Origin of the sequence: Enterobacter sp. BNK-14, assembly GCF_047456095.1 — a bacterium.
Classification (GTDB): domain Bacteria; phylum Pseudomonadota; class Gammaproteobacteria; order Enterobacterales; family Enterobacteriaceae; genus Enterobacter; species Enterobacter kobei.
Genome location: NZ_CP179897.1, coordinates 3,153,988 through 3,175,123, shown reverse-complemented (window position 1 = coordinate 3,175,123; position 21,136 = coordinate 3,153,988). Strand labels below are relative to the sequence as shown.

The 21,136-nt window shown below is 58.1% G+C and carries 21 protein-coding genes and 1 pseudogene; 18 read left to right on the top strand and 4 right to left on the bottom strand.

The features are described 5' to 3' along the window. Window positions 1-20: 20 nt before the first annotated feature. Complete coding sequence (locus ACMGGM_RS15110) at window positions 21-896, bottom strand: diguanylate cyclase regulator RdcB family protein (protein WP_032637716.1); 876 nt, start codon at window positions 894-896, stop codon at window positions 21-23. Then, a complete protein-coding gene (gene crfC / locus ACMGGM_RS15105; protein WP_063944069.1) occupies window positions 893-3,247 on the bottom strand; it encodes a clamp-binding protein CrfC in 2,355 nt (784 codons plus the stop codon). The genes ACMGGM_RS15110 and crfC overlap by 4 nt, the downstream gene beginning before the upstream one ends. Window positions 3,248-3,843: 596 nt before the next feature. On the opposite strand from crfC, the gene ACMGGM_RS15100 reads away from it, so the two are divergent. The 16 genes and pseudogenes from ACMGGM_RS15100 (at window position 3,844) to phnP (ending at window position 15,697) form a co-directional block, all read left to right on the top strand. Continuing rightward, entirely contained in the window at window positions 3,844-4,179 is a 336-nt protein-coding gene (locus ACMGGM_RS15100; RefSeq protein ID WP_008500067.1) for a zinc ribbon domain-containing protein YjdM, read from the top strand. A 122-nt stretch (window positions 4,180-4,301) separates the two neighbouring features. Then, complete coding sequence (gene yjdN / locus ACMGGM_RS15095; protein WP_014882189.1) at window positions 4,302-4,739, top strand: VOC family metalloprotein YjdN; 438 nt, start codon at window positions 4,302-4,304, stop codon at window positions 4,737-4,739. Window positions 4,740-4,875: 136 nt separating this feature from the next. Further along, on the top strand, window positions 4,876-5,664 hold the full coding sequence (gene phnC, locus ACMGGM_RS15090; protein ID WP_047027968.1) for a phosphonate ABC transporter ATP-binding protein: 789 nt from the start codon (window positions 4,876-4,878) through the stop codon (window positions 5,662-5,664). A gap of 22 nt (window positions 5,665-5,686) precedes the next feature. Continuing rightward, window positions 5,687-6,703 carry a phosphonate ABC transporter substrate-binding protein gene (phnD, locus tag ACMGGM_RS15085; RefSeq protein ID WP_023336612.1) on the top strand — a complete coding sequence of 339 codons (1,017 nt, stop codon included), beginning with the start codon at window positions 5,687-5,689 and terminating at the stop codon, window positions 6,701-6,703. 118 nt (window positions 6,704-6,821) lie between these two features. Continuing rightward, window positions 6,822-7,601, top strand: coding sequence for a phosphonate ABC transporter, permease protein PhnE (gene phnE, locus ACMGGM_RS15080; protein WP_023331823.1), 780 nt, complete (start codon window positions 6,822-6,824; stop codon window positions 7,599-7,601). 20 nt (window positions 7,602-7,621) lie between these two features. Beyond that, window positions 7,622-8,347 carry a phosphonate metabolism transcriptional regulator PhnF gene (gene phnF, locus ACMGGM_RS15075; protein WP_032637718.1) on the top strand — a complete coding sequence of 242 codons (726 nt, stop codon included), beginning with the start codon at window positions 7,622-7,624 and terminating at the stop codon, window positions 8,345-8,347. Then, a complete protein-coding gene (gene phnG / locus ACMGGM_RS15070) occupies window positions 8,348-8,800 on the top strand; it encodes a phosphonate C-P lyase system protein PhnG (RefSeq protein ID WP_014882184.1) in 453 nt (150 codons plus the stop codon). Next, window positions 8,797-9,381 carry a phosphonate C-P lyase system protein PhnH gene (gene phnH, locus ACMGGM_RS15065; RefSeq protein WP_063944071.1) on the top strand — a complete coding sequence of 195 codons (585 nt, stop codon included), beginning with the start codon at window positions 8,797-8,799 and terminating at the stop codon, window positions 9,379-9,381. The genes phnG and phnH overlap by 4 nt, the downstream gene beginning before the upstream one ends. Further along, a complete protein-coding gene (locus ACMGGM_RS15060) occupies window positions 9,381-10,445 on the top strand; it encodes a carbon-phosphorus lyase complex subunit PhnI (RefSeq protein WP_023331819.1) in 1,065 nt (354 codons plus the stop codon). Before phnH ends, ACMGGM_RS15060 begins: the two co-directional genes overlap by 1 nt. After that, complete coding sequence (phnJ, locus tag ACMGGM_RS15055; protein WP_063667355.1) at window positions 10,438-11,283, top strand: alpha-D-ribose 1-methylphosphonate 5-phosphate C-P-lyase PhnJ; 846 nt, start codon at window positions 10,438-10,440, stop codon at window positions 11,281-11,283. Before ACMGGM_RS15060 ends, phnJ begins: the two co-directional genes overlap by 8 nt. Next, the gene (gene phnK, locus ACMGGM_RS15050) at window positions 11,280-12,035 is read left to right on the top strand and encodes a phosphonate C-P lyase system protein PhnK (RefSeq protein ID WP_014882180.1); all 756 of its coding nucleotides are present in this window, start codon (window positions 11,280-11,282) and stop codon (window positions 12,033-12,035) included. Before phnJ ends, phnK begins: the two co-directional genes overlap by 4 nt. 106 nt (window positions 12,036-12,141) lie before the next feature. Beyond that, complete coding sequence (gene phnL / locus ACMGGM_RS15045; RefSeq protein ID WP_045268835.1) at window positions 12,142-12,822, top strand: phosphonate C-P lyase system protein PhnL; 681 nt, start codon at window positions 12,142-12,144, stop codon at window positions 12,820-12,822. Further along, window positions 12,819-13,954, top strand: a pseudogene (gene phnM, locus ACMGGM_RS15040) (alpha-D-ribose 1-methylphosphonate 5-triphosphate diphosphatase). Before phnL ends, phnM begins: the two are co-directional and overlap by 4 nt. After that, entirely contained in the window at window positions 13,951-14,502 is a 552-nt protein-coding gene (gene phnN, locus ACMGGM_RS15035) for a ribose 1,5-bisphosphokinase (RefSeq protein WP_063944073.1), read from the top strand. Before phnM ends, phnN begins: the two are co-directional and overlap by 4 nt. Continuing rightward, window positions 14,495-14,929, top strand: coding sequence for an aminoalkylphosphonate N-acetyltransferase (gene phnO / locus ACMGGM_RS15030; protein WP_063944075.1), 435 nt, complete (start codon window positions 14,495-14,497; stop codon window positions 14,927-14,929). The genes phnN and phnO overlap by 8 nt, the downstream gene beginning before the upstream one ends. A 9-nt stretch (window positions 14,930-14,938) precedes the next feature. Next, window positions 14,939-15,697 (top strand): phosphonate metabolism protein PhnP, encoded by a 759-nt coding sequence (phnP, locus tag ACMGGM_RS15025; RefSeq protein WP_014882175.1) that lies wholly within the window; start codon window positions 14,939-14,941, stop codon window positions 15,695-15,697. A 47-nt stretch (window positions 15,698-15,744) separates the two neighbouring features. Here phnP and yjdP read toward each other — a convergent pair whose 3' ends face one another. After that, window positions 15,745-16,065, bottom strand: coding sequence for a DDRRRQL repeat protein YjdP (yjdP, locus tag ACMGGM_RS15020; RefSeq protein ID WP_014882174.1), 321 nt, complete (start codon window positions 16,063-16,065; stop codon window positions 15,745-15,747). A gap of 69 nt (window positions 16,066-16,134) precedes the next feature. Then, the gene (locus ACMGGM_RS15015) at window positions 16,135-18,414 is read right to left on the bottom strand and encodes a hybrid sensor histidine kinase/response regulator (RefSeq protein ID WP_050863260.1); all 2,280 of its coding nucleotides are present in this window, start codon (window positions 18,412-18,414) and stop codon (window positions 16,135-16,137) included. Between the two features lie 181 nt (window positions 18,415-18,595). Between ACMGGM_RS15015 and ACMGGM_RS15010 the strand changes: the two genes are divergently transcribed. Beyond that, window positions 18,596-20,110 carry a sugar ABC transporter ATP-binding protein gene (locus tag ACMGGM_RS15010; protein WP_014882172.1) on the top strand — a complete coding sequence of 505 codons (1,515 nt, stop codon included), beginning with the start codon at window positions 18,596-18,598 and terminating at the stop codon, window positions 20,108-20,110. A gap of 2 nt (window positions 20,111-20,112) precedes the next feature. After that, window positions 20,113-21,108, top strand: a complete 996-nt coding sequence (locus ACMGGM_RS15005; RefSeq protein ID WP_014882171.1) for an ABC transporter permease subunit — start codon at window positions 20,113-20,115, stop codon at window positions 21,106-21,108. Window positions 21,109-21,136 lie beyond the last annotated feature (28 nt).

The window sequence follows — 21,136 nt, the reverse complement described above, 5'->3', positions numbered from 1 at the left end:
CCAGAGTGAGGGTGAGGGGTTCAACCAAAAATCTCCTCCACCATCGCCTCCACCAGACGTTTTGCCGAACACAGCCTCGGCATACCCAGCGCAACGGTCTGCCAGTTTTGCGTAACTGACCAGCTCACCGGGTGTTTATCCGCCTGACACCAGTCACCCAGCCACCCCAGCATGTCTTTATGATCGATTAAACCCGCCGAAGCGGGTGTGGTCAGCCACTGATGATAGAAATGGCGCGTTGCAGGAGACGCATTGATACCCTGAGCAAGATAATTGGCAGCCATACTGCGTAAATTATCCTTGAGCATGGCCGATACATCGTCCTTCGCCAGACGGCAAGCATCGCCGAAGGCCCCCCAGCGCAACTCTTCCAGGACAATGAAACAACGCCCGGCCAGCGACCAGCCATCATAATGACCGGCTCGCCAGCGAGTGAAAATTTGCTCGCTGTGCTCACCCGCCTGGACGGTCAGTCCACGCTGAGTTAGCGCCTTTTCTTTATAAACGGCACGTTGGGTAAAATGCGATGAGAGCTCAGCGTACTGTTCAAGCAGGCCCGGAGAGGGCTGAGCCCTTAAGTGAGCCTGCTGACGAAGTGTATTCAATTTATCCGCCATCAGCGTCAGCGCAAGATGGCCAGGGTCAAGCATCCCGGCGAGTTTTTCAGCCAGACCGAGGCGCAGGGCAGCATTCTCATTCAGCATTCCGGCCATCGCCCAGGGGCGTAACCGGGTGTGCGTCATGATCTCCTGAGTCAAGCGCTCACGAAACTGCAGCTGCTGCGGCCCCAAATGAGGATGACGTGCAACGTCCACGCCCTGCACAAGATCGACCATAAATTTAGGATGAATACACTCCAGCGTCCGCCCGGGACCGTCCAGTAGCTGTGTTGTCATGGTTGCTCTGCCGCGAATAGAGTTTGAATATCATCGCGTAACAGTCGGGTATCTTCCTGTATCCACGTCGCAGTAGTGATACTTTGCTTCAACAGCTGGCTGAGCGCTCGGGTCGAATGCTCATTTTGTTGACGCACTGCGAGGCTATCACGCAAGCTTTCCTGTAACCCGGTCAGGTATAACGAAAATTCTGCAAAGAACGTCGCCATTCCTGCCGTAACAGAGACATCGACCTGGGCGGACAAAGCTTTACGTATATGTTCACAAAACTGATCAATATGTTGCTTAAATTTGTCATGTAGCTGCGCAATGTCGATAACATAGCGCGTGCGGGTCGCCACATATTCATCCCAGCCCCAGCCCGGATTATTCAGCCAGCGAGAGACAGTCTCACGCATGCTGCCCGCGCCCGATGGCTGTCCTGCAGGGCGGTTGTCCTGCGCGATGGCATCGTTAAACAGCGCCTGCGTATTGACGTTAAGCTGGTTAGCCTGAAAAGCCGGGAAGCTAATCCGCGCCCGAAAGCCGGCATGGCTCAGATGCTCTTTAATACGCGTTTCGATGGGACGCATGGCGTCATTCAGGGAACGCGCCAGCGTAGACTCCAGCTGATCGAAGCGTAACGCCAGCTCCCGGCAGATCTTTGTCTGCGCATCCAGCATGATAAGCTCGCAGGAGGAGCGGATTTTACTCAGGGCAATCTGTGCCTGCCCCTCGTCATCCAGTACCAGCTGCTGTAGTTCTTGCGGTTCGTCACCGCGAGGATTCAACCGATCGTTACCGGCGAAATCAAGGATATTGCGAGCGCTAAACACGTGACCAATCGCCTGGTGAAGCGCTGTTTTTTGGGCCCCCATAAAGTCCGCAGTGGCATTCAGCGCCTGCTCAACTTCATGTTTCACCTCATCACTCACCACCCGCTGGCGCGTCTGCATCATCGCCATGTCCTCTTCAAGACGCGTAATATTCAGTTCCAGCGCGTCAAAGGCGACCGTCAGCCCCTGATAGCGGAAGTCGAGATATTCCCGGGCATTTTGTGCGTAGTTGAGCAGCTTATGGGACGCCGAGCGCAACGCAAATAACGAGGCATTAGCATAGGCGGCGTAAATCAGTTTGCGTATCGGTTGTTCAAACAGCGAATCTTCCCAGAGCAAATCGGCGGCGTGACGGATATGGCCAATATCATCCAGGTCCGCCGTACGCCAGCGGCGACCGAGGGCGGCTTCGGCAAAATCCTGCACCCAGGGTTGCTCCTGATGATCCGGCAGTTGTCCGTGGGTATTCATCTCGTAGCGAGCACGGTTCGCCAGATACGCCCACATGGAGGAGACAGGGTAGATCTGGCCAGGCGAAATATTGCCTTTCATTAAGGTGCCGGAGATCATCGCCCGGACCTGCTCTTCATCATCGCTATTGCGATCTTTCTGGTCGAATTTATTCACCAGGGCATACAGAGGCACGGATTTCCCCGCCACCGAAATAGCCTGACGGACCTCTTCATCAGATATAGATTTAAGCTGGGTATAATCCATTACCGCCAGCACCGCCGATGCGCGGGCTAATTGCTCACTCAGCATTTTTTGCAGATGCGGCTGTCCGGCCTCATTAGGCCCAGGGGTATCGAGCAGCGTCAGTTGCCCGAGGTGGGCATCCAGACCCGCAAGATGCACGAACTCCACTTCAATGACCGGAATGTGTTCAATGGCCGCGTATTCTGAAAACGGAAACGCCACGCCCAGCGCCTGAGAGAGTCTGACCAGGTCATTGAGGCTTTTCAGGCAATGAAATATTGGCTGCGCTCCAAGATGATGCTTTTCAAAGGCTTCACCTTTTTCAATGCGTTCCAGCAGCGTATTCATGTCTTTATCAATTTCCAGATGCTGAGCCAGCTTCCCGCGATCGTAATCGCAGAGTTGTTTCTGCAGCAGCTGGATCAAATCATCAATAGGCGAGACATGTGAGAAATGGAGTACCGGCTCTTTCTGGCCTGGCGTATGACGAATCAGGGTAGGAAGTGCCGTCATTGGGCGGTTGCGATTAGGCAACACTTCGGTCCCCACAATGGCATTAATGGTGGTCGATTTCCCCGCTTTCATGGTACCAACGATAGCCAGAACCATTTCCAGACGTGTTATTTTGCGTAATTCATTATTCAGCATTGCCTGCTGCGCTTCGACACCCCGCGCACTAAAATGCAAAGGCAGAACGTTGTTCTTTTCACCCGTAATAGCGGCCGTCGTGTTCTCCAGCATCGCTGTCGGCATTGACTTCAAGGTATCAAGATTTTGCAGGGCAAGCTGTAACAAACGCTCAGCTTCCTGGCTTAATTCAAAAATGGTCTGTGTGTGCATGATAAAAGCCTTTCCTTAACGCAAATTTATTACTTTTATTAAGCCACTGGTATTAATTATGATGTTCAGGCTTATATGATCACGTGTGGAAAACATGTTCACCGGAATATAACTGATTGAAGATAATCAGAAATAAATGGCTATCCTTGCATGGCGTGTAAAGCTCTCCTCAAGGCCTAACAGCCAAAAGATAAAAAGCGTAGCCCTTTTTAAGAAACTTCAGGATATATCATCATTATTTACCCACCTAAAAAGAACGGGTTATGCCACAACCATACGAAATGCATGGCAGTAAAGACCAAAGATAAATAACAATGTGTTGCTTCACCTTATCCGAAATGAAGGTGCGTAGCAATTTGCCACAATAAAATATTCGATATATTTAGCGACTTCTCTTTCCACCGTGTTAATGACGTTAGCATCGCTTAACTGACTGACAGGAAGTGTCACTCCCGACACATTTTTTGCTTTTTTTTAAATTCAGAATATCACCGACAAACGTGTGGATTTGCGCTATACTTGCCGCCTTTTTCGGCACACTGCCGTCATTTAGCTGGCATTTTCCAGCGTGTTAACACTTTTTTGAGGATACCGATATGTCTCTCCCACACTGCCCGAAATGCAATTCTGAATACACCTATGAAGATAATGGCATGTTCATCTGCCCGGAATGTGCGCATGAATGGAATGATGCCGAACCGGCACAGGATGCAGATGCCCTGATCGTAAAAGATGCGAACGGTAACCTGCTGGCGGATGGCGACAGCGTCACCGTGGTTAAAGATCTTAAAGTCAAAGGCAGCTCTTCCATGCTGAAGATCGGTACCAAAGTGAAGAACATCCGTCTGGTTGAAGGCGATCATAATATCGACTGCAAAATTGACGGCTTCGGTCCGATGAAACTGAAATCTGAGTTCGTGAAAAAGAACTGATTTTTCTCCTGTAGGCTCGATAACCGAAGCGCCGCCGGGCGCTTTTCCGGATGTGCTACGCTTATCCGGCCTACAAAAAAAGAACTACACTTAATGGGCTTTTCTTACGTGAGGTAAAGAATATGCCGTTAAGTCCCTACATCTCCTTCGCCGGCAACTGTGCAGAGGCAACCGCCTTTTATCAGCAGGCCGTCGGCGCTGAACTCCTCTATAAAATCACTTTCGGTGAAATGCCCAAAAGCGACAGCAGTGAAGAAGGCTGTCCGTCCGGCATGCAGTTTCCTGATTCCGCTATCGCCCACTCTAACGTCCGCATTGCGGGCAGCGACATCATGATGAGCGACGGGCAGCCGCCGGGCAGCAACGCGCAGTATGCCGGGTTCACGCTGGTGCTCGACACGCAGGATGTGTCAGAAGGCAAGCGCTGGTTCGACAACCTCGCCGCTGGCGGCAATATCGACATGGCGTGGCAGGAGACCTTCTGGGCGCACGGTTTCGGTAAAGTCACCGATAAATACGGCGTACCGTGGATGATTAACGTCGTTAAGCAGCAGCACTAATTTTCTGGCGGTGGGCGGTCAGCCTCCGCCTGTCATCAAACTCCCCTCAACTCTTCAAATTCCCGCAACCCAGACTTAACCCAAATGTCACATTGATGCGCCAGCATGAGGCCACATTTATCGTGAGGCCCCGCACATGCAAACTGTCATCCGCGTCGAGAAACTGAGCAAGACCTTCAATCACAACAAGGCGCTGCATGCCGTTGATCTGACCGTCCAGCAGGGCGACATGGTGGCGCTTCTCGGCCCTTCTGGCTCCGGTAAATCCACCCTTCTGCGCCATTTAAGCGGTCTTATCACCTGCGATAAAACCCCGGAAAGTCACGTCGAATTGCTGGGCAACACGGTGCAGCGCGCCGGGCGTCTGGCAAGTGATATCCGCAAGAGCCGTGCCCAGACGGGCTACATCTTCCAGCAGTTCAACCTGGTCAATCGCCTGACGGTACTGGAGAACGTGCTGATTGGCGCACTCGGTAGCACACCGTTCTGGCGCACCTGCATGCGCTGGTTCTCACCTTCCCAGAAGCAGGAAGCTCTTCAGGCGTTGACTCGCGTCGGTATGGCACACCTAGCCCACCAGCGTGTCTCCACCCTGTCCGGTGGACAACAGCAGCGCGTCGCCATCGCCCGCGCCCTGATGCAGAAAGCAAAAATCATTCTGGCCGATGAACCTATCGCCTCGCTGGACCCGGAATCCGCCCGCATCGTGATGGAAACCCTGCGCGACATTAACCAGAACGACGGCATTACCGTGGTGGTAACGCTGCATCAGGTGGATTACGCCCTGCGCTACTGCGAGCGCATTGTCGCCCTGCGTCAGGGCCATGTGTTCTTTGACGGCGCAAGCCACCAGTTTGATAACGAACGTTTTGATCATCTCTACCGCAGCGTAAACCGCGTCGAAGAGCGCGCGCAGGCTGCATAAATCCCCATAACGAGGAATGGAAATGAACTACAAAGCCGTTGCCGCGCTGGCCTTTACCAGCATGTTCAGCATCAGCACCCTGTTAAGCCCGGCGTATGCGGAAGAGCAGGAAAAAGCGCTGAACTTCGGCATTATTTCGACGGAATCACAGCAGAACCTGAAGCCTCAGTGGGAACCGTTCCTGAAAGATATGGAAACCAAACTGGGGATCAAAGTGAATGCCTTCTTCGCCCCGGACTACGCGGGCATTATCCAGGGAATGCGCTTTAATAAAGTCGACATCGCCTGGTATGGCAACCTCTCCGCAATGGAAGCGGTAGACCGCGCCAACGGCCAGGTCTTTGCCCAGACCGTTGCGGCAGATGGCTCCCCGGGCTACTGGAGCGTGCTGATCGTGAACAAAGACAGCCCGATCAACAACCTCAACGACATGCTCGCCAAACGCAAAGAGCTGACCTTTGGTAACGGCGACCCGAACTCCACCTCCGGCTTCCTCGTCCCTGGCTACTATGTCTTCGCGAAAAACAACGCCTCCGCCAGCGACTTCAAACGCACCGTCAACGCCAGCCATGAAACCAACGCCCTGGCCGTGGCGAACAAGCAGGTGGATGTTGCCACCAACAACACCGAAAACCTCGACAAGCTGAAAACCTCCGCGCCGGACAAGCTGAAAGAACTGAAGGTGATCTGGAAATCGCCGCTGATCCCGGGCGACCCGATCGTCTGGCGTAAAAACCTCTCCGAAAGCACCAAGGACAAGGTGTACGACTTCTTTATGAACTACGGCAAAACGCCGGAAGAGAAAGCGGTTCTTGAGAAACTGGGCTGGGCACCGTTCCGCGCCTCCAGCGACCTTCAGCTGGTCCCGATTCGCCAGCTGGCGCTGTTTAAACAGATGCAGGCCGTGAAGGACAACAAAGGGCTCAAGGAAGAAGAGAAGACCAGCAAAGTCTCTGACATTCAGGCCCAGCTGGAAGACCTTGACCGCCTGACCGCGGCACTCGGCGCCATGACCAGCGTAAATAAAGCGGTGCAGTAGTTTCTTTTCCCCCTCTCCCCGTGGGAGAGGGTCGGGGTGAGGGCATCAGCGCGCACATTTCCCCCTCACCCTAACCCTCTCCCTCAAGGGAGAGGGAATTAAAACCCAAGGAGCCAACATGCAAACCATCACCCTCCCGCCGCCAAAGCGCAGCTGGTTCTCGCTCATAAGCTGGGCCATCCTGCTGGCGGTGCTGGTTATCTCCTGGAAGGGCGCAGAAATGGATCCCCTGCTGCTCTTCAAAGATTCCGGCAACATGGCAACCTTTGCTGCCGACTTCTTCCCGCCGGACTTCAGCCAGTGGCAGGACTATCTCAGCGAAATGGCCATTACCCTGCAAATTGCCGTCTGGGGCACCGCCCTTGCCGTCATTCTCTCCATTCCGTTTGGCCTGATGAGCGCGGAAAACATCGTGCCGTGGTGGGTATACCAGCCGATGCGTCGCCTGATGGACGCCTGCCGCGCGATTAACGAAATGGTCTTTGCGATGCTGTTCGTGGTGGCCGTGGGTCTGGGTCCGTTCGCGGGCGTCATGGCGCTATTCATCCACACCACCGGGGTGCTCTCCAAGCTACTCTCGGAAGCGGTCGAAGCCATTGAGCCCGGCCCGGTGGAAGGCATCCGCGCCACCGGTGCCAACAAAATCGAAGAGATCCTCTACGGCGTCCTGCCGCAGGTGATGCCGCTGCTGATCTCCTACTCGCTGTACCGCTTTGAGTCCAACGTTCGCTCCGCCACGGTCGTCGGCATGGTCGGTGCAGGCGGAATCGGCGTCACCCTGTGGGAAGCGATTCGCGGTTTCCAGTTCCAGCAAACCTGCGCCCTGATGGTGCTCATCATCGTCACCGTCAGCCTGCTGGATTTCCTCTCTCAACGTTTGCGTAAGCACTTCATCTGAGAAGCGAGGCTTTGTTTTCTATGCACTTATCCAGACATCCGACCAGTTACCCAACCCGTTGGCAAGAAATTGCGGCAAAGCTCGAAGCGGAACTGCGCACGCACTACCGCTGCGGAGACTACCTGCCTGCCGAGCAGCAGCTTGCGGATCGCTATGAAGTGAATCGCCACACCCTGCGCCGCGCCATTGACCAGCTGGTCGAGCGCGGCTGGGTGCAACGCCGTCAGGGCGTGGGCGTGCTGGTGCTGATGCGCCCGTTCGACTATCCGCTCAATGCCCAGGCGCGCTTTAGTCAGAACCTGCTGGATCAGGGCAGCCATCCCACCAGCGAAAAGCTGCTCTCGGTCCTGCGCCCGGCCTCCAGCCATGTGGCGGACGCGCTGGGCATTCAGGAAGGCGATAACGTCATCCACCTGCGCACGTTGCGCCGCGTCAACGGCGTAGCGGTATGCCAGATTGACCACTACTTCGCGGACCTCGCCCTCTGGCCAGTGCTGCAAAACTTTTCCAGCGGTTCCCTGCACGACTTTCTGCAGGATGCCACGGGCATCGCTCTCAAGCGCACCCAGACGCGTATCAGCGCCCGCCGCGCGCAGGCTAAAGAGAGCAAAGTGCTCGAAATCCCCAATATGGCGCCGCTGCTCTGCGTGCGCACCCTCAACCACCGTGACGGCGAGGTCAATGCGACGGAATACTCCGTCAGCCTGACCCGTGCCGACATGATCGAATTCACTATGGAGCACTGAATGCACGTCGATACCGCCACCCGACAGCGCTGGATGCGTGTGCTGGCCCACAGCCAGCCTGCTGCCCTGCGCGATCGCATGAACGCCCTGAGCCTGACGCCAGACTACGACACTATCCGCGCACCGGAAATTGGCCTGGTGCAGATCCAGGCCCGGATGGGCGGCACCGGGCAGCGCTTTTTTGCGGGAGACGCCCCCCTCACCCGCGCCGCGATCCGCCTGAACAGCGGCACGCTGGGCTACAGCTACGTGCTGGGACGCGATAAAGCACACGCCGAGCGCTGCGCAGTAATAGACGCCCTTTTGCAGGAACAAACGCATTTTCAGACGTTAATGGAAACCCTTATTGCCCCGCTGGAAGCTGACCGCGCCGCACGACTTGCCGCACGTCAGGCCGAAGTGAATACCAGTCGGGTCGACTTCTTTACGCTCGTTCGCGGAGACAACGCATGACGCTTCAACCTGCTTTTACCCTTGCCGTCCAGGATGCCCAACAAAGTTTTCGTCGCCTGCTGAAAGCCATGAGCGAGCCGGGGGTGATTGTCTCGCTGCATCAGCTTTCACAGGGCTGGCTGCCGCTGAATCTGGCGACCACCAGCGTGTTGCTGACCCTTGCCGACAACGACACGCCGGTGTGGCTGTCAGGCGCCTTATCTAATGGCATCGCCAGCCAGAACCTGCGTTTTCACACCAGTGCTCCGCTGGTTGAGCAACCGCGACAGGCGGTCTTTGCCGTGGCCGACGAACACATCAGCCACGAGCAGCTCAACGCCCTGAGCGAAGGGAGCGCCGTTGCACCGGAAACCAGCGCCACGCTGATTCTGCAGGTCTCCAGCCTGAGCGGCGGCCGCATGCTCCGCCTGACCGGTGCAGGTATCGCCGATGAACGCATGGTTGCGCCGCAGCTGCCAGAATGCATCATTCATGAGCTGACCGAACGCCCGCACCCGTTCCCGCTGGGCATAGACCTGATCCTGACCTGCGGCGAGCGTCTGCTCGCCATCCCGCGGACCACCCACGTGGAGGTGTGCTGATGTACGTTGCCGTTAAAGGGGGCGAAAAGGCGATCGCCGCCGCCCATGCCTTGCAGGAACACAGACGACGGGGCGATGAAAAACTGCCCGAACTGAGCGTCGCCCAGATTGAGCAGCAGCTGAACCTGGCCGTTGACCGGGTGATGACCGAAGGCGGCGTCGCCGATCGCGAGCTGGCGGCGCTGGCGCTGAAGCAGGCCAGCGGCGATAACGTCGAAGCCATCTTTCTGCTGCGCGCCTGGCGCACCACGGTTCCCCGCTTCACGGCGAGCGAGCCGGTGAATACGGCGCAGATGCGCCTGGAGCGCCGTATTTCTGCCGTTTATAAAGACATCCCCGGCGGCCAGCGGCTTGGCCCCACCTACGATTACACCCATCGCCTGCTGGATTTTACCCTGCTGGCAAATGGCGAAGCGCCACGGCTCAGCACCACGGATGCCGAACAGGAGCCGTCTCCGCACGTCTTCAGCCTGCTGGCAAACCAGGGGCTGGCGAAAGCGGAAGAAGATTCGGGTACCGCGCCGGATGACATCACCCGCACGCCGCCAGTTTTCCCGTGCTCGCGCTCCTCGCGCCTGCAACAGCTGATGCGCGGCGACGAAGGCTATCTGCTGGCGCTGGCCTACTCCACCCAGCGCGGCTATGGGCGTAACCACCCGTTTGCGGCCGAAATTCGCAGCGGCTATATCGACGTCGAAATTGTGCCGGAAGAGCTGGGTTTTGCGGTGAACGTCGGCGAACTGCTGATGACCGAATGCGAAATGGTTAACGGCTTTGTCGCGCCAGAGAATGAAGACCCGCACTTTACCCGCGGCTACGGGCTAGTGTTTGGCCTGAGCGAACGCAAAGCCATGGCGATGGCGCTGGTCGACCGCGCCCTGCAGGCACCGGACTACGGCGAGCACATCGCCGGCCCGGCGCAGGATGAGGAGTTCGTGCTGGCCCATGCAGACAACGTTGAGGCCGCCGGTTTCGTCTCGCACCTCAAGCTGCCGCACTACGTCGATTTCCAGGCCGAACTGGAACTGCTGAAACGTCTGCAACGGGAGCGCGCCAATGGCTAACTTAAGCGGCTACAACTTTGCCTATCTGGATGAGCAAACCAAACGCATGATCCGCCGCGCCATCCTCAAAGCGGTTGCCATTCCGGGCTACCAGGTACCGTTCGGCGGCCGCGAGATGCCAATGCCCTACGGCTGGGGCACCGGCGGTATTCAATTGACCGCCAGCGTGATCGGGGAAGCCGACGTGCTTAAGGTCATCGACCAGGGGGCAGACGACACCACCAACGCCGTTTCGATCCGCAACTTCTTCAAGCGCGTGACCGGCGTAGCGACCACTGAAAAAACCGAAGACGCAACGCTGATCCAGACCCGCCACCGCATTCCGGAAACCCCGCTGACTGAAGATCAGATTCTGATTTTCCAGGTGCCGATCCCGGAGCCGCTGCGCTTTATCGAGCCGCGGGAAACCGAAACCCGCACCATGCACGCGCTGGAAGAGTACGGCGTGATGCAGGTGAAGCTGTACGAGGACATCGCCCGCTTCGGCCATATCGCCACCACCTACGCTTACCCGGTGAAGGTCAACGGGCGTTATGTGATGGACCCGTCGCCAATCCCGAAATTCGATAACCCGAAGATGGACATGATGCCAGCCCTGCAACTCTTTGGCGCCGGGCGTGAAAAACGCATCTATGCCGTACCGCCTTACACCCGTGTGGAGAGTCTCGATTTTGATGACTACCCGTTTACGGTGCAGGCGTGGGACGAGCCATGCGCCATCTGCGGATCCCAACATAGCTATCTGGATGAAGTGGTGCTGGATGACACGGGCAAACGGATGTTCGTCTGCTCCGACACCGATTTCTGCCGCCAACAGAGCGAGGCGAACAGCCAATGAAACCGCTGCTTTCGGTTAATAACCTGACTCACCTATACGCGCCGGGCAAAGGCTTCAGCGACGTGTCGTTCGAGCTGTGGCCGGGCGAAGTGCTGGGGATTGTCGGCGAGTCCGGCTCCGGCAAAACCACGCTGCTCAAATCTCTCTCCGCGCGCCTGACGCCGCAGAACGGTGAGATTTTATATGAGGGCACGTCGCTGTATGGCATGAGCGAGGCCGAGCGCCGTCGCCTGCTGCGTACCGAGTGGGGCGTAGTGCATCAGCACCCAATGGACGGGCTGCGCCGCCAGGTTTCAGCGGGAGGCAACATCGGCGAACGGCTGATGGCCACCGGCGCGCGCCACTACGGTCACATCCGCGCCACCGCGCAGCACTGGCTGGAGGAGGTTGAAATCCCCGCCTCGCGTATCGACGACCTGCCCACCACTTTCTCCGGCGGCATGCAGCAGCGTTTACAGATCGCCCGCAACCTGGTCACCCATCCGAAGCTGGTGTTTATGGATGAGCCCACCGGCGGGCTGGACGTCTCGGTTCAGGCGCGCCTGCTCGATCTGCTGCGCGGCCTGGTGGTGGAGTTGAACCTGGCGGTGGTGATTGTCACCCACGATTTGGGCGTCGCACGCCTGCTGGCGGACCGTCTACTGGTGATGAAGCAGGGTCAGGTGGTGGAAAGTGGGCTGACCGACCGCGTGCTCGACGATCCCCATCATCCGTACACCCAGTTGCTGGTGTCGTCCGTATTGCAGAATTGAGGCTGCTGTTGCCGGGTGGCGCTACGCTTACCCGGCCTACGAACACCGCACCTGTAGGCCGGGTAAGGCGAAGCCGCCACCCGGCAAAACGAATCACGAGGCCAACATGATCCACGTACAAAACGTCAGTAAAACCTTTGTGCTCCACCAGCAAAACGGCGTGCGGCTGCCCGTCCTGCAAAACGCGTCGTTAGAAGTCGGCAACGGCGAATGCGTCGTGCTGCACGGCCACTCCGGCAGTGGAAAATCCACCCTGCTGCGCTCCCTGTACGCCAACTATCAGCCAGACGAAGGCCACATTCATATTCGCCACTACAACGAGTGGGTGGATCTGGTACAGGCACCCGCGCGTAAGGTACTTGAAGTGCGCCGTTCAACGATCGGCTGGGTCAGCCAGTTTCTGCGGGTGATCCCGCGGATCTCCGCTCTGGACGTGGTGATGCAGCCACTGCTGGATCTCGGCGTACCGCGTGATACCTGTGCCGCCAAAGCCGCCAGCCTGCTGACGCGCCTCAACGTGCCGGAGCGTCTGTGGCACCTTGCCCCATCGACCTTTTCCGGTGGCGAGCAGCAGCGGGTCAACATCGCACGCGGCTTTATTGTCGACTACCCGATTTTACTCCTGGATGAACCCACCGCTTCGCTCGACAGCAAAAACAGCGCAGCGGTGATGGAACTGATCGAACAGGCCAAAGCGCGCGGCGCGGCGATCGTCGGGATCTTCCACGATGAAGCCGTGCGCGAGCGCGTAGCGGACAGACTGCACCCGATGGGGACAAACGTATGATTATCAATAACGTCAGGCTGGTGCTGGAAAACGAGGTCGTGGATGGCTCGGTTGAAATCCAGGACGGCGTCATCCGCGCGTTTGCCGAAACCCGGAGCCGCGCGCCTGACGCGATGGACGGCGAAGGTGGCTGGCTGCTGCCGGGGCTCATTGAGCTGCATACCGACAACCTCGACAAATTCTTCACCCCGCGCCCAAAGGTGGACTGGCCCGCCCATTCGGCGATGAGCAGCCACGACGCGCTGATGGTCGCCAGCGGTATTACCACGGTGCTGGACGCGGTGGCGATTGGCGACGTGCGCGACGGCGGCGACAGGCTTGAAAACCTGGAGAAGATGATTAACGCCGTGGAAGAGACGCAAAAGCGTGGCCTCAACCGCGCCGAGCACCGTTTGCACCTGCGCTGCGAGCTGCCGCACCACACCACCCTGCCGCTGTTTGAAAAACTGGTGGGCCGCGAGCCTGTCTCGCTGGTCTCCCTGATGGACCACTCGCCGGGGCAGCGTCAGTTCGCCAACATTGAGAAGTATCGTGAATACTATCAGGGCAAATACTCGCTCAACGATGCCGAGATGGCGCGCTACGAAGAGAACAGCTGGCGCTTGCGGCACAGTGGTCGCAGCCGAACCGTCTCAGGATTGCCGCAATGTGCCGTGACCGCAATATTGCGCTGGCAAGCCATGACGATGCCACGCACGATCATGTGCGTGAATCCCACCAGCTTGGTAGCGTGATCGCCGAATTTCCCACTACGTTCGAAGCCGCAGAGGCGTCACGTCAGCACGGGATGAACGTGCTGATGGGCGCGCCGAACATCGTGCGCGGCGGCTCGCACTCCGGCAACGTGGCGGCAAGCAAGCTCGCCTCGCTCGGCCTGCTGGATATCCTCTCGTCTGACTACTACCCCGCCAGCCTGCTGGATGCGGCATTCCGGGTCGCGGACGATGAGGAGAACCGTTTTACGCTGCCGCAGGCCATTCGCCTGGTGACCAAAAACCCGGCCGCCGCACTCAATCTTCAGGATCGCGGTGAGATTGCCGAAGGAAAACGGGCAGATCTGGTGCTTGCCCACCGCAAAGGCGAGCATATTCATATCGACCACGTCTGGCGTCAGGGAAAAAGGGTGTTCTGATGGGAAGACTTATCTGGTTGATGGGGCCGTCCGGCTCCGGTAAGGACAGCCTGCTGTCTGCCCTGCGGCAGCGGGAACATTCACAGCTGCTGGTGGCGCACCGCTATATTACCCGCGCGGCGAACGCCGGAAGTGAAAACTATATCGCCCTGAGCGAGCAGGAGTTTTTCACCCGCGCCGGGCAAAACCTGCTGGCACTGAGCTGGCACGCTAACGGTTTCTACTATGGCGTCGGCATTGAGATCGACCTCTGGCTGCACGCGGGTTTTGATGTGCTGGTCAACGGCTCACGCGCCCATCTGCCGCAGGCAAAAGCCCGATATGAGGCGGCCCTGCTGCCGATCTGCCTGCAGGTTTCCCCGGACGTTCTGCGCAGCAGGCTGCAAAACCGGGGGCGCGAAAACGCGCGTGAGATTGACCAGCGGCTGGCGCGCGCGGCGCGCTACACCCCTTCAGGCTGCCATGTCCTCAATAACGACGGAAGTTTGCTACAGTCAGTCGAGATCTTTTTATCCCTTATCCGTCAGAAGGAGAAACAGCATGCCTGACTGCCAGCTTCGCCCCGCCACTGCTGATGATGCGCAGAGCGTGTACGCCCTCATCTGCGAACTTAAGCAAGCAGAGTTCGATCACCAGGCGTTTCATGCCGGCTATCTGGCTAATCTGCAGGATCACAATATGCGCTACCAGCTTGCCGAGCTGAACGGGGAAGTCATCGGCATGATCGGTCTGCACATGCAGTTTCACCTCCATCACGCCCGCTGGATCGGCGAGATCCAGGAGCTGGTGGTCATGCCGCAAGCGCGCGGGTTAAAGGTGGGTAGCCAGTTGCTCGCCTGGGCAGAGGACGTTGCACGACAGGCTGGCGCGGAGTTGACAGAACTTTCCACCAGCGTGAAGCGCGTGGACGCCCACCGTTTCTACCTTCGTGAAGGGTATACGCAGAGCCATTTCCGCTTCACCAAACCGCTGTAGAGGTGAGTGATGAGTCTGACCATAACGTTAACCGGCACCGGCGGTGCCCAGCTGGTGCCCGTCTTTGGCTGCGACTGCGCGTCGTGTAGACGCGCGCGTTTGCAGGAAAATTATCGCCGTCGTCCCTGCAGTGCGGTGGTCAAATACAACGATGCGGTCACGTTGCTGGACGCCGGTATTCCACACCTGATGGAGGACTGGCCCGCGGGCAGTTTTCAGCAGTTTTTACTCACTCACTATCATATGGATCACGTTCAGGGGCTGTTTCCCCTGCGCTGGGGCGTGGGTGCAACGATTCCGGTCTACGGCCCACCGGACGACGCGGGGTGTGACGACCTGTTCAAACATCCGGGGATCCTGGATTTCAGTCATACGGTCGAACCGTTTGTGGTGTTTGAGCTACAGGGACTGCGGGTGACGCCGCTGCCCCTCAACCATTCGAAGCTGACGTTTGGCTATCTGCTGGAATCCGCCCACAGCCGCGTGGCGTGGCTTTCAGACACGGCGGGATTACCGGAAAAAACGGTGAAGTTTCTGCTCAACAATCAGCCGCAGGCGATAATCATCGACTGCAGTCATGAACCGCGTGACGAGCCGCCGCGTAACCATTGTGATTTGAACACCGTGGTTGCGTTAAACGAGGTGATTGGCTGTCCGCAGGTGATCCTGACGCACATCAGCCATCAGTTTGACGTGTGGATGATGAACAACCCGCTGCCGAACGGTATCGAAGCGGGGTATGACGGCATGGTGCTGGTACTCGACTGAGTTTTGCCGGGTGGCGGCTGCGCCTTACCCGGCCTACGGACCAGGCTTTAGCCGCGATCGTAATCGTCTTCTAAACGCCGTTCATCCTCTTCCAGTCGACGCCTGTCGTCATCTAACTGACGTTGACGCTCGTCTAAACGGCGGCGTCTGTCTTCGAGCTGCCGACGGCGATCGTCGTACTGACGGCTGTCGCTTTGACGGCTGCGATCGTAGCGATCGTCGTCGTCATTACGGCTGCTGTCGGGGTTATAAGCATCGTTGATCGCCTGCTGAATGTTGCCAATGGCATCATCAATCACGTCGGCGTGGGCCAGCTGGCTGGTGAGTGACAGCAGACCCAATATCAGAGCGGAAAAGTAACGTTTCATAAGGCCAGACTCACAGGTGGACTGGCGTTAAGGTAATCAACGGGACTGTGCCGGAGTAGCGGAGGAATCTCAAATTACCATCACCTTACGCAGCGCCTGTGCCAGCTGTACGCGGGTAAACGGCTTACGCAGTAACTGAACGTCCGGCAACTGAGGGTTATGCGTAGGCCGCAAATCCTGGCCGCTGATCAGCAGCACCGGAAGCTGCGGATAATGACTGCGCACATGGTTAATGACCTCCGCTCCGCTGAGGCTTCCGGGCAGCATCAGGTCGCTGATAAACATGCCAATATCCGGCGATGCCTCCAGCATGCTCAGGGCCTGCTCGCCATTCTCCGCTTCGAGTGTCAGGTAGCCTAGCTGATGCAGCTGCTCACACAGGGTCTGGCGGACATCCGCCTCATCTTCCAGTACCAGCACCAGCCGCTCGCTATCCGGGGAGGTGGTAGCCGGGAGCGCCTCACTTTCAGACACGGTGGAAAACGTCGAGCGCGGCAGATGGAGCCGAACGGTGGTGCCCTGCCCCGGCGCGCTTTCAATCTCCACGCGTCCCCCGGACTGACGCACAAAACCGTACACCATCGACAACCCTAATCCGCTGCCACTTCCGGTCTGTTTGGTGGTAAAGAACGGTTCAAAGACCCGGGATTTCACCTCCTGCGCCATACCGCTACCATGGTCAATGACCTCCAGCGCCACCATATCCTGCCTGCGGCCGTCGCTGCGGGTCACGCGCTGGTTCCATGTACGAATTTTAATGACGCCGCTTTGCCCTTCCATCGCATCGCGGGCGTTCATCACCAGGTTGATAATCGCGTTTTCCAGCTGGCCGACGTCTATCCATGCGGGCCATGCCGGGGTTTGCGCTTCAATCTCCAGAGTCAGGGTGACAGGCAAGGAGTGGCGCATCAGTTCCCGCAGGTTCTCCAGCAGCGGTTTCATCTCAACGGTATGCGGCGTCAGGGATTGCTTGCGGGAAAATGCCAGCAGGCGCTGGGTCAGCATGGCGCCGCGTTCTGCCGCCTTCAGCGCCCGGGTAATACGCGGCGCGTCTTTTGATTCGGGGTCGGTCAGCTCAAGACTGCCGATGATCACCGCCAGAAGATTATTAAAATCATGCGCCAGCCCGCCGGTCAGCTGTCCGACAGCCTTCATCTTCTGGCTGTGGAGCAACGCTTCTTCCAGTCCCTGACGCTCGATGCGGTCAATCTCCATCTGCGTCGTTTTCTCTTTCAGCAGACGCGTCGTGTGCTCAAGTGAAGCAGTGTTGCGGGCAAAAACGTTAAACGCGCGCGCCAGCTCGCCCAGCTCGTCCCGCCGCTGCAATGCGGGCACCGAGACATCCTGTTCGCCACGGGCAAGGCGCGACATGGCCCGGGAGATAGCCGTCAGGTTGGAGGCCAGGTTACGGTAAATATACCAGCAGGCGCACCCGGTGATGATCAGCGCCAGCACGGCGAAAATGCTGATAAAAACGCTAATGGATTGCAGCTCGTGATGGCTCTGGGCCGTGCGAAGCCGGGAGGCTTGCGCGACCTGTTCAACGTACTGATTGATATCGCTATTCAGTATCGCCACCAGCGCCTTGATGTGGAACATATACCAGCTTATTGCCAGATCGCTCTCTGCCAGCTGCGTCGACAGCGGGGCAAGCTTACGCAGCTCGGCGTTAAAGTCGGGCAGCACAACGTTGACCGCAGGCTGCGTCGCGCGCTGGGGCAACATCGCCGTCACCGTATCCAACTGCTGTATCGTGGCGCGTGGTGAAGGGGTTTCGATGGCGGCGGCGATCAGCCTGTCCATTTCCATCAGCAGCTGCGCATCCGGAACATCGCTGCCAGTACGGCGGTTGATGTCCTGCAGATGACGCAGGTAACTCTGGCTCTGGTAGAGCGAACTGAGCAGCGCGTTACGCTCCAGATGGCGTCGCTGCCCGCGCTCCAGCATCCCCGTCACGCCTTGCTGTAATTCATTGCTTCTCTGAATAATCCGCGCCACCAGCGCCGGCTCCTGCTGCGCCAGCGGCGCATCGGCCAGCTGCTCCAGCGAGCGGCGCAATGCCGTTTGCATCTGCTTTAACCGCTCCGCCTCGCCTTTGTACTCCAGCGATCCGACTACCTGCGACAACCGCACCGCCGCCGTCGCCACGTTAGCCGTATCGCGAGCGAGGTTCATGCTGCCGGTCATGTCATCCAGCGTTTGCTGCTGCACCTGCTCCTGGATCTGGCTGGCATGACGGAAGCCAAGCACCGCCACGCCGCTGACCATCAGCGTGACCGCAACAACCAGCAGATTGAACATCAGCAGGCGGCCACGGGCACTGGTAAAAAACGGGGGGCGTGATGACATCTCTTTAGGCTCCTTAGCGGTCTGATGCCCTCACCCTGGCCCTCCCCCACGGGGAGAGGGAAAAGAGAAATGTGACGGCGGTTAACTATTCATAACTATGACAAATATGAACAGCTTCTGACATTTTGCATTTACGCACCTGTGATGAAGTGCAGATATCGACATTCACAGGAGATCCGCCATGAGCAGAACCCCGGTTTTAGAGATGCGCGGCATAGCCAAAACCTTTGGCAATTTCCACGCGCTCAAGGGCGTGGATTTGACGGTTTTCCCCGGTGAGATCCACGCGCTGATGGGCGAAAATGGCGCGGGCAAAAGCACGCTGATGAAAATCCTCGCAGGTGCCTACACTGCCACCCGCGGTGAGATCCTGATCGACGGACAGCCGTTTCACATCAAAGGGCCGAAAGATGCCCTGGCCGCAGGCATTACCTTGATTTACCAGGAGATGCAACTCGCCCCCAATCTGACCGTGGCGGAAAACATTTTCCTCGGCAGCGAACTGTCGCGCGGCGGGCTGGTTCAGCGTAAAGAGATGGCCGCCCAGGCGCAGGCGGTGATCGATCGCCTCGGCGCCCAGTTCAGCGCCACCGATCGGGTGATGAAGCTGACCATCGCCGAACAGCAGCAGGTAGAAATTGCCCGCGCGCTGCACCGCAACAGCCGCATTCTGGTGATGGACGAACCCACCGCTGCCCTCTCTTCCCGCGAAACCCACCGCCTGTTTGAACTGATTCTGCGCCTGCGCGATGAAGGCATGGCGATTATCTATATCAGCCACCGCATGGCGGAAGTGTATGAACTCTCTGACCGCGTCAGCGTTCTGCGTGACGGGCAGTACGTCGGCAGCCTGACGCGCGACAAGCTCAACGCCTCCGAGCTGGTGAAAATGATGGTGGGCCGCCCTTTAAGCGATCTGTTCAACAAAGAGCGCGATATCCCTCTCGGCAGCCCCCGCCTGAACGTCCACCACCTTACCGACGGTAAAAAAGTGCGGCCGTGCAGTTTACAGGTCCGTTCCGGCGAAATCGTCGGGCTGGCCGGGCTGGTCGGTGCCGGACGCTCCGAGCTGGCGCAGCTGATTTTCGGCGTGCGCAAAGCCACGGGCGGCATGATTGAGGTGGACGGCGAGCCGGTGGTGATCCACTCCCCGCGCGCGGCCATTGAAAACGGGATCGGTTTTCTCACCGAGAACCGTAAGGAGCAGGGGCTGTTTCTGGAGCTGGCGGCGCAGGAGAACATCACGATGGCGACGCTGGAACGCGATGCCACCTTCGGCATGCTGAACCGCAAAAAAGCCCAGTCCATTTCCGATGACGCTATCGCCCTGCTCAACATTCGTGTGCCCCATTCACAGGTACGCGCGGGCGGACTGTCCGGCGGTAATCAGCAAAAACTGCTGATCTCGCGCTGGGTGGCGATAGGCCCGCGCATTCTGATTCTGGACGAACCCACCCGCGGCGTGGACGTTGGCGCGAAAAGCGAGATCTACCGCATCATGAACCAGATGGCGCGTAAGGGCGTGGCGATTTTGATGATCTCCAGCGAACTGCCGGAAGTGGTGGGCATGAGTGACCGGGTGTACGTGATGCGCGAAGGCAGCATTGCGGGTGAACTCCACGGGCGCGATATCTCTCAGGAAAACATCATGACGCTGGCAACCGGCGTGGACGACACACATCATCAGGCGGTGTAATTATGACAACTCCAACCCATCCGCAGCAGGTGGCGAAATCCGCCTCCGCCAAAAAAATGCTGATGAGCGATCTGATGCAAACGATCGGCATTTTACCTATTTTAATTCTGATCGTGGCGGTATTTGGCTTTATCGCCCCTAACTTCTTCACCGAGAGCAACCTGCTCAACATCACCCGTCAGGCGTCAATCAACATCGTGCTGGCTGCGGGGATGACTTTCATCATCTTAACCGGTGGGATTGACCTCTCCGTGGGGTCGATTCTCGGTACTACCGCCGTTGCGGCAATGGTGGTGTCGCTGATCCCGGAATTCGCCGGACTTTCTATTCCGGCGGCGCTGATGCTCGGCATGGTGCTGGGGCTGTTCAACGGCGCGCTGGTGGCCTTTGCCGGGCTACCGCCGTTTATCGTCACGCTCGGTACCTATACGGCGCTGCGCGGCGCGGCCTACCTGCTGGCAGACGGCACCACGGTGATCAATTCGAACATCAACTTCGAGTGGATCGGCAATAACTACCTCGGTCCCGTGCCATGGCTGGTGGTCATTGCTTTGGCGGTCATTGCTATCTGCTGGTTTATCCTGCGCCGCACTACGCTGGGCGTTCACATCTACGCCGTGGGCGGCAACATGCAGGCGGCGCGCCTGACGGGCATCAAGGTCTGGATGGTACTGCTGTTTGTCTACGGCATGAGCGGGCTGCTCTCCGGCCTCGGTGGCGTGATGAGCGCCTCGCGCCTTTACAGCGCCAACGGCAACCTCGGTACCGGCTATGAGCTGGATGCGATTGCGGCGGTGATCCTCGGCGGTACCAGCTTCGTCGGCGGGATCGGCACGATCACCGGCACGCTGGTGGGGGCATTGATTATCGCCACCCTCAACAACGGCATGACGCTGATGGGCGTCTCCTACTTCTGGCAACTGGTGATCAAAGGGGCGGTGATCATCATTGCGGTGCTGATCGACAAATACCGTACCCGACACCATCAAAGTGCATAACAACAAAACCCTACAGCTTCGAGGAATA

What these genes read in the sequence shown, in the direction of transcription:
- phnE (WP_023331823.1), top strand. Translation starts at nt 6,822, where the DNA reads ATGCAAACCATCACCCTCCCGCCGCCAAAGCGCAGCTGGTTCTCGCTC.
- phnL (WP_045268835.1), top strand. Translation starts at nt 12,142, where the DNA reads ATGATCCACGTACAAAACGTCAGTAAAACCTTTGTGCTCCACCAGCAA.
- phnG (WP_014882184.1), top strand. Translation starts at nt 8,348, where the DNA reads ATGCACGTCGATACCGCCACCCGACAGCGCTGGATGCGTGTGCTGGCC.
- ACMGGM_RS15005 (WP_014882171.1), top strand. Translation starts at nt 20,113, where the DNA reads ATGACAACTCCAACCCATCCGCAGCAGGTGGCGAAATCCGCCTCCGCC.
- ACMGGM_RS15015 (WP_050863260.1), bottom strand. Translation starts at nt 18,414, where the DNA reads ATGTCATCACGCCCCCCGTTTTTTACCAGTGCCCGTGGCCGCCTGCTG.
- phnC (WP_047027968.1), top strand. Translation starts at nt 4,876, where the DNA reads ATGCAAACTGTCATCCGCGTCGAGAAACTGAGCAAGACCTTCAATCAC.
- yjdN (WP_014882189.1), top strand. Translation starts at nt 4,302, where the DNA reads ATGCCGTTAAGTCCCTACATCTCCTTCGCCGGCAACTGTGCAGAGGCA.
- phnP (WP_014882175.1), top strand. Translation starts at nt 14,939, where the DNA reads ATGAGTCTGACCATAACGTTAACCGGCACCGGCGGTGCCCAGCTGGTG.
- phnH (WP_063944071.1), top strand. Translation starts at nt 8,797, where the DNA reads ATGACGCTTCAACCTGCTTTTACCCTTGCCGTCCAGGATGCCCAACAA.
- crfC (WP_063944069.1), bottom strand. Translation starts at nt 3,247, where the DNA reads ATGCACACACAGACCATTTTTGAATTAAGCCAGGAAGCTGAGCGTTTG.
- phnJ (WP_063667355.1), top strand. Translation starts at nt 10,438, where the DNA reads ATGGCTAACTTAAGCGGCTACAACTTTGCCTATCTGGATGAGCAAACC.
- phnF (WP_032637718.1), top strand. Translation starts at nt 7,622, where the DNA reads ATGCACTTATCCAGACATCCGACCAGTTACCCAACCCGTTGGCAAGAA.
- ACMGGM_RS15100 (WP_008500067.1), top strand. Translation starts at nt 3,844, where the DNA reads ATGTCTCTCCCACACTGCCCGAAATGCAATTCTGAATACACCTATGAA.
- ACMGGM_RS15010 (WP_014882172.1), top strand. Translation starts at nt 18,596, where the DNA reads ATGAGCAGAACCCCGGTTTTAGAGATGCGCGGCATAGCCAAAACCTTT.
- ACMGGM_RS15110 (WP_032637716.1), bottom strand. Translation starts at nt 896, where the DNA reads ATGACAACACAGCTACTGGACGGTCCCGGGCGGACGCTGGAGTGTATT.
- ACMGGM_RS15060 (WP_023331819.1), top strand. Translation starts at nt 9,381, where the DNA reads ATGTACGTTGCCGTTAAAGGGGGCGAAAAGGCGATCGCCGCCGCCCAT.
- phnD (WP_023336612.1), top strand. Translation starts at nt 5,687, where the DNA reads ATGAACTACAAAGCCGTTGCCGCGCTGGCCTTTACCAGCATGTTCAGC.
- phnO (WP_063944075.1), top strand. Translation starts at nt 14,495, where the DNA reads ATGCCTGACTGCCAGCTTCGCCCCGCCACTGCTGATGATGCGCAGAGC.
- yjdP (WP_014882174.1), bottom strand. Translation starts at nt 16,065, where the DNA reads ATGAAACGTTACTTTTCCGCTCTGATATTGGGTCTGCTGTCACTCACC.
- phnK (WP_014882180.1), top strand. Translation starts at nt 11,280, where the DNA reads ATGAAACCGCTGCTTTCGGTTAATAACCTGACTCACCTATACGCGCCG.